Source organism: Chryseobacterium joostei (assembly GCF_003815775.1).
GTDB lineage: Bacteria > Bacteroidota > Bacteroidia > Flavobacteriales > Weeksellaceae > Chryseobacterium > Chryseobacterium joostei.
In genome coordinates, this window is the sequence record NZ_CP033926.1 from 2983742 (window position 1) to 2999041 (window position 15300).

Genomic DNA, 15300 nt, shown 5'->3' on the forward strand with positions numbered 1-15300 from the left:
TCTGGAATTTTTGTGGGTGCAAAGATAAGAATTATTAATTCAAAATTAAAGTATAAATTTTTGAACAATAGGCTAAAAGTATAAAATAGGGAGCTTATTTGCTTTTAATGTTGTTAATTTCTTCTTTACCTCCTCTGGAAAGCTTTCTGTCTATTAAATGTAAAATAATACCTACAGCTATAATGGCTAATCCTATCAAGCTTTCCTTTGGATTATGGATAAATGTAAAATAGAGAATATATCCACTGAACAATAAAAAAACGGTTGGGAAAATATAAAAGGCATTGGACCTAAAGATTTTCCGGTCTTTCTTTTTAAGAAAATACACCGTAGAGATTGCCAGACTTGCAAATAGCTGAAGTATGAAAGCTGTGTAAACAAAAATTTCCTTAAAGCTTCCTGTTAAAATAATAACAGTAGCAATCATAGCATGGGCAAAAATAGCCCTTACCGGAATTCCTTTTTTGTTTCCTGCCGAAAGAGGCTTCCAAAGGTAGGTATCTTTTGCAAAGGCTTGTGTAAGCCTTGAACCTACCCATAGGTAGCCGCTGATAGTGGCAATAAGCTGTAATGCTATAAAAATATTGACAATCTTCCCAAAGGAAAGTCCCAGCATATTAACAGCAGCTTCTCCCATTACATCTTCTTTTCCTGCCAACTGGCTTATAGGCGCATGTTTCAGCATAATATAATTGACAAGGATATAGCTTACCGTCACAAACACAGTTCCTATAATCAGGGACTTGGGAAGACTTTTTTGAACATCTTTTATTTCTCCTGCAATGTAAGAAGCAGAGTTCCAGCCGGTATATGAATAGGTAACAAAAACCAGCGAAGTTGCAAAGGCAGGAAGCATAATTTCTTTCTGCCAGCTGTCACTAAAATTCAGGCTGTTTCCAATCTGAGGAGATTCTGAAAGCCCTATTCCCAAAATAACCAATATTATAATAAAGGCTATTTTAATAAAAGTAAAAAAATTATGGAATCGGCTTGAGGTTTTTAAACTGAAGGACAAGCTAATGGCTACCAGAAAAATTGCTACAATGGCAAAACCGTTTCCAAAGGAAAAATCAAATACGGAAAGGTATTTCGACATTGCCAATGCCGCCAGTGCAACGGGTGAGGAAAACCCAATGATAAGGGAAATCCAGCTTATTAAATATCCGAATAAAGGATGATATGTTTCTTTAAGATAGATAAAATCTCCACCGTTTCCTTTGAAGTGAGAACCCAATTCTGCATAACAGAAAGCTCCGAACAAAGCAAGAATTCCTCCGATGATCCATAACAGAAAAATACTGTAGGTATTGGTGATATCAGAGAGCTGAAATCCCAAGGTAGTAAAGATTCCCGTTCCTATCATATTGGAAACGACGATGGCTGCAGCTGTTTTCCAGCCGATCTGATGTGAAGCAGTGCTCATTTAATGATTAAAAGTTAAAATTAAGTCTTCCAAAGAAATAGCTTCCCAACGTTCCCATTTGTACCGGCGCATATTTGAATACTCCATAATATGAATTTTTATAGACCTGAAGATCCGGAAAGACATCCAGTACATTATTAGCCCCTATCGTAAAGTTGATGTTTTTTGTGATATCATAACCCACACTAACGTCAGTAACTACCTTTGGCGAAAATTCCTGAACTTCTCCAAAAGGGAAGCCATCTCTTATTACTTTACCAAAGTAGGTATTTCTCACGAGAAAATTAAATTTTCCTATTCCGTAGTTCAGGCCTAATGATGCTTTGGTCTTTGGGGAAAGGGTTTCAATAATATTAATCTGATCCGGCCCGAAATATTGATCTCTTGGGGTATTTATATTTTCTGGAAAATGGAAGTCTGTAATCTTTGTTTCTGTATAATTTCCGGCAAGGTTTACATTCAAATTTCCTCCACCTAATTTCCAATCATAGGAAACCACAACATCTACCCCTTTGGTTTCCGTGTCTATGGCATTAGCAAAAAATCGTCCGCTTTCTACCTCATTTCCTTTCCCTACCACATTAGGATCTGATAGTCTTGGATCTGTAATATTTCCGGTAATAACAATTCTGTCTTTTACTTTAATGATATATCCATCTACTGTAATGAACAATCCTTTTGCCGGTTTTAACGTAAATCCGGCACTTCCGTTAACCGAAGTTTCCTGTTTTAAACGGTCAAAATTAAGAACCTCAGCCGCCTTACTGTCATTATTAAAAATTCCCTTGGTAACAATCTTCAAACCGGTAGTAGAAATATCTGCATAGGAATTGTTAAAATACTGCTGTTGAAGTGATGGTGCTCTAAACCCCGTTCCCACAGCAGCTCTTACAGCGTAATTTTTTACAAACTCATACCTTATTGCCAGTTTTCCGTTCAGGCTATTTCCAAAGTCTGAATAGTTTTCAAATCTTCCAGCAACATCTATATTTAGTTTTTTATCTAAATCATATGAAAAATCAGCATACACCGCCGTTGAATGCCTGTCCTTTTTCAACACATTACGTGGAGAAAAACCAATAAAGGATTGTGCCCCGCCTACTCCGCTCACTGTAGATCCGTCCACAGCAATGTTTCCGTTGACATCATATTGGGCATAAGAAGCTTCATCTCCAGCCTTAATCTGGTATTGTTCAAATCTGAATTCTCCACCAAATGCTATATTGAAATTCTTTATATTTTTGGAAACATCCAAGTTAACTGTATTTTGCAGGAAACTATGCGCTCCAGCATAAAAACGAGTGGGTGATTTTGCTCCTAAGGAAGCATTATTGGTATTACTAATGTTATAGTTGAATGTGTTGCTGCCCAATGTATTACTTAGATCAATCAACCAATTATTCACATTATATTTTGCTCCTACAGCATAGGAAATATCATAGATCTGAGAGCCTAAGACAGCCTGAAAACCATTAGGATAGATTGATGAAACTACATTCGAGGTTTCGCTTGGAAGTCTTCTGAAACCATATCCATTTCCTTCTTTGATACTAAAACCACCAAATGAATACAGTTTAAATTGTTCATTCAAAGGATATTCTGAATTGAAAAATAACTGTCCTTGCCTGATTTGCGCATCCCCAACCTGAAAATTGAAATCATCTCGTGTCAGTCCTCTTTCTTTGATGATATCATCATCATTTTTTCTTGCAATATCCGGATTATCAGCAAATTCATAAGCAAAATTATTTCCGAAAATATCAAGGTCATGGTTTTGAGTTCTTGTTGTTTTTCCTCTGTGGCTTAGCTGTAGTGAGAGATTCACAAAACCTTCATTTTTTCCAAGAGATGCACCATAGTTGACACCAGCCTGATAGGTATCTCCATCATTTCTTCCACTTAATCCATAGGTTAAGCTTGCTGAAGCTCCGGTATTTTTTTTAAGGATGATATTGATAACTCCTGCAATGGCATCTGAACCATATTGTGCCGCAGCACCATCCCTCAAAACTTCAATTTTTTCGATGGCAATGATAGGAATAGTACTTAGGTCCGTTCCCACAGAACCATTCCCAACTGTATTCTGATAGTTCACCAAAGAGGTTGTATGCCTTCTTTTCCCGTTAAGCAATACCAATACCTGATCCGGACCCATTCCCCTTAAGGTTACAGGATCAATATGTTCTGTACCATCGGAAGCAGATTGCCTTACAGAATTAAAGGACGGAATAACATAATTCAGGAGATCCTGAGCAGTCATTTGCGGTGATGATTTTTGAATTTTATCAATATTAATAACATCTACAGGAACCGGAGTATCCAGTTTTGTCCTTTTAGCACTTCGGTTTCCTACGATAATAATATCCTCAATTTGTTTTCCTTTTTCTTCCTGCTCCTGGGCTGCAGTTAAAATTGTCCCAAGCAGTAATACAGCTATACTTAGTTTTTTCATCTTTATTCTTGCCAATTAATACTATTTCTCCACAGAACATGCTGCAGATACACAAGACTTCAAGAAATGGAATTCATATAAGAATATTGACTTCACTTATCTCCCCCATCGGGTTGGAATTAGCACCTTTACACTTCTGGAATTGTGTCGGTTGCTAAGGTTTCTTTGGGCCAAATCCCTCCACCTTTCTTGATAAATCTACTGCAAAGGTAGAGTATTTTTTTAAATATCCAAAAAAAGGCACGCCTGCACCAATAAGAAAAAAGACCCATGAAAAATTTCATGAGCTTTTCAATAAAAGTAATTGTAATGAACTATTTTGTATGAACGAAAATTCTAAAGATCTATTGATTGTAATCCTGAGAAATTATTATTTCTTCATGATTTTTTTAAAGACAGACTGGCCGTTCTTTAACTTTAGCTCAATCATATATAACCCTTGCGAAAGTCCATTCATATTGATTTGATTATCTGAAAACAAAACGGGAACTCTTTGTCCAACAGCATTTACAACCTTTACTCCCTCAATTCCGGAATCCGTCTTTACCATAAGAATTCCATTGGTAGGATTGGGGTAAACATCAGGGGTTGAACGATTGATATGAGTTTCTGAAGTCCCTAATCCTGCAGTTATTTTAATACATCTTACGGATGCTCCCTGCCATCTTGGTGCGCCTGCCGCTGCATTGGTAACTGTGGCTCCTATATATAGATATTTTGCACCTGTTCCTGTAGCATTAGAACTCCAGAAATAACCTCTTTGTCCTACAAATGTAAAGCCTCCCTCAGAACCTCTAAATCCTCCCATCGGCAATTTTAGACTTCCTTCAAAAGCTTTTGTAGGATTCGTAATCCCCTCAATTGGGAGAATATTTGCCCAATCAGCCTGTGTGGGTAGTCTCCATTCTGGGCCTATTGCCCTGCAAGGATCAATACCAACGGTCTCTGATACATCTGCTAAGTTGGATCCTATCCATTTATCATCAGCTGCATTTGTTTCCCACCAAGCAGGACTACCAGTAATATAAGAATTTATACCCTGTACCCCTTTTGGATTATTAACAGCGGGGGATGATGTTGTAGATGAATTTCTCAACTGATGCCCGTCATCCCATCTTCCCCATTGAAATAAATCTCCATAGGATTCTGCATCATTGATTGCATTGGCAACCCTTGAGCTTCCAAGGTTTTGTCGAAGCCAAACTTTTCCATCTCCGCCACGTACCGTAGTATAAGTTACAGGCTGCCCCTGATATGTAAAAGTAACACAACCAATATCTCCTGTATTATTTCCAGGATCTGTATTATTACAACTCTGAGGAACTCCCGGCCCCTGCTGCGCAAACATTGTACTTCCTGTCATGAGTATCAATATTATCCCTACTCCCAGTTTTCTTACTGCAAAATATAAATCTCCAATCATAAATATTATTTTTAATTATTCTAAATTTAATTTAATTTTGCGCAAAAGTACTCCTCGTAATTAATTCCGGGTTATCATTTCCCAACTTTTAGTTATCCTATTGAGGATTTGCTTTAAGTTGTACCATAACCGTAAATTTTCTTGTATGAGAAGTGAAAGAGTGTTTAAATCCGATAACATCGAGATTGTAATACAGGAAGACCCTGATTCTGAAAGGATTTCGAGATCATCTATCCATGAAGGTCAATCAAGCTTTAATCTTCTTTTTTTATTGAGTCCTAATGTCAATCTGAAAGCTCATGACTGCGGTACACAATTAGTGTTCAAAAAAAATCAATACATTCTTCATTACTCACCCCGGGAAAGCAATGCTGAACTATGGACTGAGGATCAGGAAAGTTTAAAATATTTGCATATCCAACTCAATTATCGGTATGTTTCAAACCTGATTTACTCTGAATCCAATGATGAGGGAGCAGAAATCCTGAAAAGCATGATTCATAATAATTTTGTTTTCCTCCAGAAAGCAACTCCCCCGAATATGACCGTAGAAATGCATATGATATTAAAGGAGATTTTAGGTTCTTCTAAAAAGGGAATGATACAGAAATTATTTATTGAAGCCAAGATCATTAAGCTTCTGATCCTTATCTTCGAACAGTTCAATGAAAAAAATTTGCTGGAATCAACATCCAAGAATCCAGAAATGGTCAAAAAGTTTATTGATGAAAATTACCATCGAAATATTAAGGCAGAGGAAATCGGAAAGCTCATGGGGGTTAATCAGAATATGATCAGAAAGGAATTTAAGGCAGAATATCACACCACCATTTCACACTATATTTCGGAACTTAGAATGCTGAGAGCAAAAAAATTAATCTCCGACAAGGATATTATGATTAAGGAAATCGCCATTGAGTGTGGCTATGAGTACATCCAGAACTTTACCCGTGCCTTTAAGAAGAAGTTCGGAGTCTCTCCGGAGCACCTGAGGAATAATAAATAGAAAAACCGCCTAAAAAAATTAAGCGGTTTATATATGTTGTTTTGCTTTGATATTACTTTTTCAGAATTAAGGTGAAAAAGCAATGACAATCAATTAATGATGATGTCCGTGATCGTGAATAAAAGGTCCGTTTCCTTTAGGCTGGCTATAGATTACCTCTACTCCCTCCTGCTCAGTAATAAGCTTTCTTCTGATATCTTCAGGATCGAAAGGCTTCACTTTTCCGAAGTACTCTTTCAAACCTTCAGTTAGCCACATTGGGATTACTAATCCGAAGAACATAAAAATACACCAGAACCCCACTAAGAACATAGTAATGAAGAATACAGTCCATAGGAACTGGTAAAACGGCCAAAATGCTGATAAAATCGTTATCATATCTCTTAAAGATTTTAGGCAAAAATAGAACTTTTTTCCTGTTTACACAAAAGATACATGCTCTATTTTCTAATTTATTTTAATTTTAAACTAATTAGTGGGCAAGATTTGCAAAGAAATCATTTCCTTTATCATCGGTAATGATGAATGCAGGGAAGTCTTTTACCTCAATTTTTCTTACGGCTTCCATTCCTAATTCCGGGAAATCTACTACATCTACAGACACAATATTGTCTTTTGCAAGAATAGCAGCCGGTCCACCAATTGATCCAAGGTAGAAACCTCCGTATTTATTACAAGCATCTGTAACACCCTTACTTCTGTTTCCTTTCGCCAGCATAATCATACTTCCTCCATGGCTCTGGAATTCATCAACGTAAACGTCCATTCTTCCTGCTGTAGTAGGCCCGAAACTTCCTGAAGCCATTCCCTCTGGTGTTTTTGCAGGTCCCGCATAGTAGATTGGGTGGTTTTTGAAATATTCAGGCATTGGTTTACCACTATCAATGATTTCCTTGATCTTAGCGTGAGCAATATCTCTTGCTACGATCAATGTTCCATTTAATTTTAATCTTGTCTTGATTGGATATTTTGAAAGCTCCGCCAAAATTTCAGGCATTGGCTTATTCAGGTTAACCTCAACAGCTTCCTCCAAATGTGGTGGTGTAGCAGGTAAGAATCTCTTTGGATCTTGTTCCAACTGCTCAAGGAAAATTCCCTCTTTTGTAATTTTTCCTTTGATATTTCTATCTGCAGAACAAGAAACACCCATTCCTACCGGACAAGATGCAGCATGTCTCGGAAGTCTGATTACTCTTACGTCGTGAGTAAGGTATTTCCCTCCAAACTGTGCTCCAATAGCACTTTCCTGGCAAATTTTCTGAACTTTAGCCTCCCATTCAAGATCTCTGAAAGCCTGACCTGCTTCATTTCCTTCTGTTGGAAGATTATCATAGTATTTTGCTGAAGCTTTCTTCACTACTGCAAGGTTCGCTTCTGCTGAAGTTCCTCCAATTACCAAAGCTAAGTGGTATGGTGGGCAAGCCGCTGTTCCTAAATCTGAAATTTTCTCTTTGATAAATTCTTCAAGAGATTTTTCGTTCAACAAAGATTTTGTCTTTTGGTATAGGAATGTTTTATTCGCAGAACCTCCTCCTTTTGTAAGGAAAAGGAATTCATAATAATCTCCTTTTTTAGCATAAATATCGATCTGTGCCGGAAGGTTTGATCCTGAGTTTTTCTCATCAAACATTGTTAAAGGCACTACCTGAGAATATCTTAGATTTCTTTTCTGGTAGGTATTAAAGATTCCACGGCTTAAGAATTCACCATCATCTACTCCAGTGTATACGTTTTCACCTTTCTTACCCATTACAATAGCTGTTCCTGTATCCTGACAAGAAGGAAGAGCACCTTCTGCGGCTACGGCAGCATTCTGTAGTAAGTTGTAGGCAACAAATCTGTCATTATCTGTAGCTTCAGGATCATCAATGATTCTTTTAAGGCTTTCCAAGTGTGAAGAACGTAACATAAAGGAAACGTCTGCCATAGCTTCTTCAGCCAATAATTCCAATCCTTTTGGGTCAACTGTCAAAATTTCTCTGTCACCCAGTTTTTCAACCTTTACATAATCTGATGTAAGTTTTTTATACACCGTATCATCCTTCTGAATCGGATACGGATCCTGATATCTAAAGTCCATTCAATTTTTTGTTTGTACAAAAATACGGCTCCTCATAAAAAATATGAGCAAAATCAGTCATTTAGATTGATATTTATAATGATTATAAATTGCGAATTTCTGCGGTTATCAGTAACTTTATAAAAATTTCAATCACAATGAATTACAGAATAGAAAAAGACACCATGGGAGATGTGCAGGTACCTGCAGACAAACTTTGGGGAGCACAAACAGAACGTTCAAGAAACAATTTTAAAATTGGCCCTGAGGGATCAATGCCCCATGAAATCATTGAAGCTTTTGCCTATCTAAAAAAAGCAGCAGCTTATACCAATGCTGATTTAGGGGTACTTTCTCCTGAAAAAAGAGATATGATTGCCAAGGTTTGTGATGAAATCCTTGAGGGAAAGCTTAACGATCAGTTTCCTTTGGTGATCTGGCAGACGGGTTCGGGAACACAATCGAATATGAATGTTAATGAAGTTGTTTCCAACAGAGCACATGTTAATAATGGAGGAACGTTAGGTGACAAGTCTGAAATTCATCCCAACGATGATGTTAACAAATCTCAGTCATCCAATGACACTTATCCTACTGCCATGCATATTGCAGCTTATAAAAAAGTAGTAGAGACAACCATTCCTGCCGTTGAAAAGTTAAAAAATACTCTTTCTGAAAAATCCAAAGCGTTCAAGGATGTGGTAAAAATCGGAAGAACCCACCTGATGGATGCGACTCCGCTTACATTGGGACAGGAGTTTTCGGGCTACGTGGCTCAATTGGAATTTGGCTTAAGAGCCTTAAAAAATACCTTGCCACACCTTGCTGAACTTGCTCTTGGAGGTACGGCTGTAGGGACAGGATTGAATACACCAAACGGTTATGATGTAAAGGTTGCTGAATATATTGCCCAATTTACCAGTCACCCGTTTATCACAGCAGAGAATAAATTTGAGGCATTGGCAGCTCATGATGCTATTGTGGAAAGTCATGGAGCATTAAAGCAGCTTGCTGTTTCGTTATTTAAAATTGCTCAGGATATTAGATTGCTGGCATCAGGGCCACGTTCCGGAATCGGGGAAATTCATATTCCTGAAAACGAGCCGGGATCATCCATTATGCCTGGTAAAGTAAATCCTACTCAAAATGAAGCCTTAACAATGGTTTGTGCTCAGGTTCTGGGAAATGACACTACCATTTCATTTGCCGGCACTCAAGGAAATTACGAACTGAATGTCTTCAAACCGGTAATGGCTTATAACTTCCTACAATCTGCGCAATTAATTGCTGATGCATGTATTTCATTTAATGATCATTGTGCAGTGGGTATTGAGCCAAACCATGAGAGAATTAAAGAACTCGTTGACAAATCATTAATGCTTGTAACGGCTTTAAATCCTCACATTGGATATGAAAATGCTGCAAAAATTGCAAAAACTGCCCATAAAAATGGCACAACATTAAAAGAAGAAGCCATCAATCTAGGCCTTTTAACAGCTGAACAATTCGATGAATGGGTAAAACCGGAAGATATGGTTGGTAGTTTAAAATAATTTTAGAATATAGATTAAATAGTAAAAAGCCTCGAAAATTTCGGGGCTTTTTATATTAGTCAGAGATTCTATTCAATCGTGATAGGATGATTGGTAGAATATTAGCTTAATCGTTTATATTTATCCTGAAAAGTCATCCAGCATATTTCTGGTAGGAACAAAGAAAAGCGTTCCCGTAACGGCTGTACTAAAATCCAATATTCTGTCATAGTTTCCCGGAGGGTTTCCAATAAACATATTGGTCAGCATTTTATTTGTGGTGGTAAATGTACTTGCATAGGAAATAAAATAAGTTCCAAACTCATTGGTGGACGGATTTCCAAAAGGCATATTATCTCTTACAATCTTTAATTCTTCGCCATTTTCACCTTCAATATTGGCCAAGGCAATGTGAGAATTGGATGGCTTCACATCATCAGACATTTCAATATCATTTTCCTTGGATCTTCCGATTACTTTTTCCTGATCTTCTTTGGTAAGGCTTTTCCAAGCGTCCATATTATGAAGATACTTCTGAACGAACAGATAACTTCCGCCTTTATACTGAAGATCTTCGTCTCCGATCTTTGCAAAATAGTCACGATCATCTCCGTGTGGATTCTCTGTACCATCCACAAAACCAAGGATAGATCTTGCATCCCAATATTTAAATCCGTGAATTTCCAAGATACTTTCCGCAACAGGTTTCAATAGCTTTGATATTTCAATGGCCATATCAAAGATCAGGCTTTTGTTATCTGCCCTTAAATGAAAATGAAGATCTCCCGGTGTAGAAACGGCAGTATGCTTTTCTCCTTTTATTTCTTTAAAATTTGCTAGTTCTTTGGGTGCAGGTGTTGGAAGTTCCAGTTTTTTCCAGGCTTCGGCACCTATTCCCATCACACAACTTACCCTACTGTCCGGAAATCTGTTGAAACCCGAATTATTAAGGTTTAGCACCAAGGCACATAGATTCTGAAAAGCATCTTTTAGCTGGGGACTATCATGAAGTTTCCAGACCATAAAGATGGTATTACTGTTAGGATAATCAGTTACATTTTGTGATTCTATCGTACTCATCTATCTTTTTGTAGTAAAGTTATTTAAACTTATCAGAGAATTCAACGGTGTACGATAAAAAATCTTTAATTTTTAATGCTTAAAAATAGGGGATGCTTTCAAAACACAAATCTTCTTCAGGAGTAAAGAATATAGCTTTCTCCACAGATTTTTAAATCTTGAAACTACTCTCAGAATAATTTGGGGTAGAGAATATTACGGTATTAGCCAATCAACTCTTTTGCCTGTGCAAGAGCTGCTTCTGTAATCTTGCTTCCGGAAAGCAATTGAGCTATTTCGTTCAGTTTATCTTCATCACTCAAAGGAATAATAGTAGACTGGGTTTTTCCGGCAATATCCTGCTTTACAACCTTATAGTTATCATTTCCTTTAGCGGCAACCTGTGCAAGGTGGGAGATAACAATCAACTGCATATCTTCAGACATTTCACGCATAAGATTCCCAATTTCCTCTGCTACTTTTCCTGAAACTCCGGTATCAATTTCATCTAAAATTAAAGTCGGTAGCTCGTCACTTTCTGCAATAATTTTCTTTACAGCAAGCATTACCCTTGATCTTTCACCTCCGGAAATTGCTGTTTGGATCGGCTTTAGTGGGAAGCCTGAATTTGCCTGAAATAAAAGCTGGATATTTTCTTTTCCAAATGGGGTAAATTCAGCAGCATCCTGCAATTCTATATCTACCTTTGCTTTTTCAAGACCCAATTTTTTAAGAAGACTTTCTGCTTTTTTAATAAAAACAGAAACGTTCTTTTTTCTATTTTTAGAAAGCTTTTCAGCAAGAGTCTGAAGTGCTTTTTCTTTTTTAGAAATATTTTCTTCAGTTTCAGCAATCTGTGATTCCAGCTCTGAAGCTCCTTTCTGATCTCCCGCTAATTCGTTCCTTATTTCTATCAGTTCATGAAGATCTGACACATTATGCTTAAGGAATAATGCATTGATTTTATTGTTCAGTTCTGTAAGGGATACAAGGTTTTCAGGATTGATTTCTACTTTCTCTGCCTCATCTTCAAGTTCGGAAATAATATCTTTCAGCTCTACAAAAGAAATCTCAAGCCTTTGATCAAGCTCTGCAAAGCTGGTAGAAACTTCAGAGATTCTGGAAAGCTTAGCTTTTGCTTCATTAAAGAAAGACAGAATCCCGATTTCCTCCTGGTGAAATCTTGATAAAATCTGTCCTACATTTTCAGAAATCATTCCGGCATTTTCCTGAATAGACAACTGGTTCTGAACATCTTCAAAATCTACGTCATCCAATTTTAATTCTTCCAGTTCGTTAAGTAAAAATTCTTTATAATCGCTTTCTTTGGTAGATTCTGAAAGTTGTGTTTTTAATTTTTTAAGCAGCATCTTAAGATTCTGAAAATCTAAAAACTCCTGCTGATATTCTTCTATAATCTTCTTATTTTCAGAAAGTCCATCAATAATTTTAAATTGATATTCTGAAGTAAAAAGATTTGATGTTTCAAACTGAGAGTGAATGTCAATTAATTGGGAAGAAAGTTCCTTAAGAACATCCAGTGTCACAGGAACGTCATTGATAAATGCACGGGATTTTCCTGATGGAAGAATTTCTCTTCTGATAATGGTCTGATGTTCATAATCCAGATCATTTTCAATGAAAAACTTTTTAAACTGGTTATTAAGATCAAACTCTGTTTCTACAATACTTTTCTCCTCTGTTTTGGCGATGGATTTTACATCTGCTCTTTCTCCTAAAATAAGACGCAGTGCACCCAGAATAATGGATTTCCCAGCACCTGTTTCACCAGTTATTACCTGTAAACCATTTTTCAATGATACTTCTAAGGTATCAATTAAGGCAAAGTTTTTAATGTAAATTCTCGAAAGCATTGATAATCTGGTTATAATCCAATTGGAGTTTGAATGGTAAAAATAAGTTTTTTTAATGAAAACAGAAATGGCAAATATCAATTACTATGCAAACCTATTTTTGGGGAATTTCAGTAAGCAAATCATAAAAGTTTTTATATTGATACTCAAAAAATTAAGCATCAGATCAATAATTCCTTCAATCTTTCCCCGATTGTTCATTATTTCCATTTATTCCACTTATTATCAGCGTTTTTCGGTGAAAGAATGATCATGTTTTGTTTTAAATCATTAAGAATAAGCCCGCCATTATTTCCGGAATTGAAAATATTGAAGATCTCATCACTTTTAGTATCCATAAAAAGATTGAAGAAAAATCCCTGCTGGAATGAGTTTTCATATCTTTTAAGCTGCATCAGAGCATCGAAGATCACTTTTTTACCCGCAGTCTGATCCTGATTGAAAAGGTTATCCATCCCTGATCTGTGATAGGTGTATATGGTAGAGCGCAACTGGCTCCAGTTAGGATTGATAATTTCATTAATTAGTATTGAACGGCTTCTTGGCTCATTAATGGTATTCCATCCATCATAGTTTCTGTTCTGAGCGTTTTGAGCAATCTGTTGAGCTTTTGCAAACCATGGGCTTCCTCCCATTGACTGAAAACTGTCTGCATCATATCCCAAAATAAGATAAATATAGAAACTGATAACATCAGTAAGGTTTTTGCCGGAAAACTGTCTTTCGTTAAAAATAAGGTTTTCGTTCTCAATATATTCAAAACTGAATCTTTGATCCTGAAGATTCAGTAAAGGGGATTCGTAGGTTGTGTTATAAACGGGACGCACTGCCTGCACAACAATTGTTCCCGTGAATTTGTTTACATTTCTTTCTGAAATAACAATGGCAAAGCCACATTTAATCTTTTCAAAATTCTGCAACTTCTTTCCTGTCCAGCTGGTATTATTGATAAAGTCTCTAAGACTTTTTTCCAATGACTTAAATGCCTGCTGATTACTTCCTCCTATCTGTTGGGAATTTACCTGAACCGTAGCCAGTAATTCCTGAGAAAAACCAAGGTTGCATATAAAAAACAGAAAAAATAAACTTATAATTTTTTTCATTGTCTATTAAAAATTGAGAACGGAAATTTATTAAAATTATTTTAAAAGCTGAGATTCAACAAAATTGAGAATATCCTTTGCAACTTCTCCTTTCGATTTCAGGTCAAATTCTTTTTTCTCTGTTTTGGTAAATATCTTGATTTTATTGGTGTCATTTTTAAATCCGGCCCCTTCATCACGAAGAGAGTTAAGAACAATCATATCAAGGTTTTTCTTTTCCAACTTTCCTTTTGCATTTTCTTCTTCATTTTGAGTCTCTAAAGCAAATCCTACCAAAAACTGATGGGTTTTCTTTTCTCCCATTGTTTTAAGAATATCAGGATTCTTAATCAGCTCAATGGTGAGATTTTCATCATTTTTCTTGATTTTTTCTTTGGCAATCTCTTTTGGAGCATAATCCGCAACCGCAGCACTTGCAATCCCAATATCTATTTTATCATAAAATTCAAATACTTTTGCCAACATTTCCTTTGCTGAAGTTACTTTATAAAGTTCTACTTTTTTATCATTAAGGATTTGTGAGCTTGGTCCTGAAATTAGGATTACCCTTGCCCCCCTTCTTGAAGCTTCCTCAGCCAGAGAAAACCCCATTTTCCCTGAGGAATGATTTCCTATAAACCTTACCGGATCAAGGGCTTCATAAGTAGGTCCGGCAGTAATCAGGACTGTTTTTCCCTGAAGACTGTTTATTGTTGACATACTATTTGTAAAATAGTCTTCGATAACATTAAAAATAGTTCCAGGTTCTGCCATTCTTCCCTGTCCGATCAATCCGCTTGCCAGCTCACCGTTTTCTGCAGGAATGATGGTATGACCAAAGCCTTCAGCTAGTTCCAGATTTTTCTTTGTGGATGGGTGTATATACATATCCAAATCCATTGCAGGGGCAATGAACACAGGGCATTTTGCTGACATGTAGGTTGCAATAACGAGATTATCACACATCCCGTGAGTCATTTTAGCTAAGGTATTTGCTGTACAGGGTGTCACAACCATGGCATCTGCCCATAAGGCTAATTCCACATGGCTGTTCCAGCTTCCATTATCTCCATAAAAATCAGAATAAACAGGTTTCTTGGACAATGTAGACAGGCTTAATTTGGTAACGAAATGCTCTGCATCGGGAGTCATTATTACCTGCACTTCAGCTCCTTTTTTCACAAAATCCCTTATCAGAAAATGAACTTTATAAGCCGCAATTCCTCCTGAAACGGCGATAAGTATCTTTTTACCGGAAACACTCATTTAGCTTTAATTTTTTTGAAACACTAAAATACTTATTTTTTCCCACAATAAGGGTTTAAAAATAAGGGTTTAAAACAATAAAGGTCATAAAAGAATTCTTTTCTTTTATGACCTTCATTTATAA

At 36.6% G+C, this 15300-nt stretch carries 11 protein-coding genes and 1 riboswitch; of the genes, 2 read left to right on the plus strand and 9 right to left on the minus strand.

All coding sequences use genetic code 11. The features are described from left to right. Window positions 1–94 precede the first annotated feature (94 nt). The 3 genes from EG359_RS13555 to EG359_RS13565 all read right to left on the minus strand — a co-directional run bounded on the left by EG359_RS13555 (window position 95) and on the right by EG359_RS13565 (window position 5298). Window positions 95–1423, minus strand: coding sequence for an APC family permease (locus EG359_RS13555; RefSeq protein WP_076357069.1), 1329 nt, complete (start codon window positions 1421–1423; stop codon window positions 95–97). Window positions 1424–1430: 7 nt separating this feature from the next. Continuing rightward, the gene (locus tag EG359_RS13560) at window positions 1431–3875 is read right to left on the minus strand and encodes a TonB-dependent receptor plug domain-containing protein (protein ID WP_076357071.1); all 2445 of its coding nucleotides are present in this window, start codon (window positions 3873–3875) and stop codon (window positions 1431–1433) included. Window positions 3876–3968: 93 nt separating this feature from the next. Next, window positions 3969–4074: riboswitch (SAM riboswitch) on the minus strand. A 171-nt stretch (window positions 4075–4245) separates the two neighbouring features. Further along, window positions 4246–5298 (minus strand): T9SS type A sorting domain-containing protein, encoded by a 1053-nt coding sequence (locus EG359_RS13565; protein ID WP_076357073.1) that lies wholly within the window; start codon window positions 5296–5298, stop codon window positions 4246–4248. 145 nt (window positions 5299–5443) lie between these two features. Here EG359_RS13565 and EG359_RS13570 point away from each other — a divergent pair, with 145 nt between their 5' ends. Continuing rightward, on the plus strand, window positions 5444–6304 hold the full coding sequence (locus tag EG359_RS13570) for a helix-turn-helix transcriptional regulator (protein WP_076357075.1): 861 nt from the start codon (window positions 5444–5446) through the stop codon (window positions 6302–6304). Between the two features lie 93 nt (window positions 6305–6397). Here the strand turns inward: EG359_RS13570 and EG359_RS13575 are convergent, their stop codons facing one another. Next, the gene (locus EG359_RS13575) at window positions 6398–6682 is read right to left on the minus strand and encodes a hypothetical protein (protein ID WP_174567038.1); all 285 of its coding nucleotides are present in this window, start codon (window positions 6680–6682) and stop codon (window positions 6398–6400) included. Between the two features lie 94 nt (window positions 6683–6776). Then, window positions 6777–8384, minus strand: coding sequence for a fumarate hydratase (locus tag EG359_RS13580; RefSeq protein ID WP_076357077.1), 1608 nt, complete (start codon window positions 8382–8384; stop codon window positions 6777–6779). A 137-nt stretch (window positions 8385–8521) separates the two neighbouring features. Between EG359_RS13580 and fumC the strand changes: the two genes are divergently transcribed. After that, entirely contained in the window at window positions 8522–9916 is a 1395-nt protein-coding gene (gene fumC, locus EG359_RS13585; RefSeq protein ID WP_076357079.1) for a class II fumarate hydratase, read from the plus strand. Between the two features lie 120 nt (window positions 9917–10036). Here fumC and EG359_RS13590 read toward each other — a convergent pair whose 3' ends face one another. The 4 genes from EG359_RS13590 to coaBC all read right to left on the minus strand — a co-directional run bounded on the left by EG359_RS13590 (window position 10037) and on the right by coaBC (window position 15176). Further along, the gene (locus EG359_RS13590) at window positions 10037–10975 is read right to left on the minus strand and encodes a Dyp-type peroxidase (protein WP_076357081.1); all 939 of its coding nucleotides are present in this window, start codon (window positions 10973–10975) and stop codon (window positions 10037–10039) included. 203 nt (window positions 10976–11178) lie between these two features. Next, window positions 11179–12828, minus strand: a complete 1650-nt coding sequence (locus EG359_RS13595) for a DNA repair protein RecN (protein ID WP_076357197.1) — start codon at window positions 12826–12828, stop codon at window positions 11179–11181. A gap of 200 nt (window positions 12829–13028) precedes the next feature. After that, window positions 13029–13931, minus strand: coding sequence for a type IX secretion system protein PorD (gene porD / locus EG359_RS13600; RefSeq protein ID WP_076357083.1), 903 nt, complete (start codon window positions 13929–13931; stop codon window positions 13029–13031). A 36-nt stretch (window positions 13932–13967) separates the two neighbouring features. Then, window positions 13968–15176, minus strand: coding sequence for a bifunctional phosphopantothenoylcysteine decarboxylase/phosphopantothenate--cysteine ligase CoaBC (coaBC, locus tag EG359_RS13605; RefSeq protein ID WP_076357085.1), 1209 nt, complete (start codon window positions 15174–15176; stop codon window positions 13968–13970). Window positions 15177–15300: the final 124 nt, after the last annotated feature.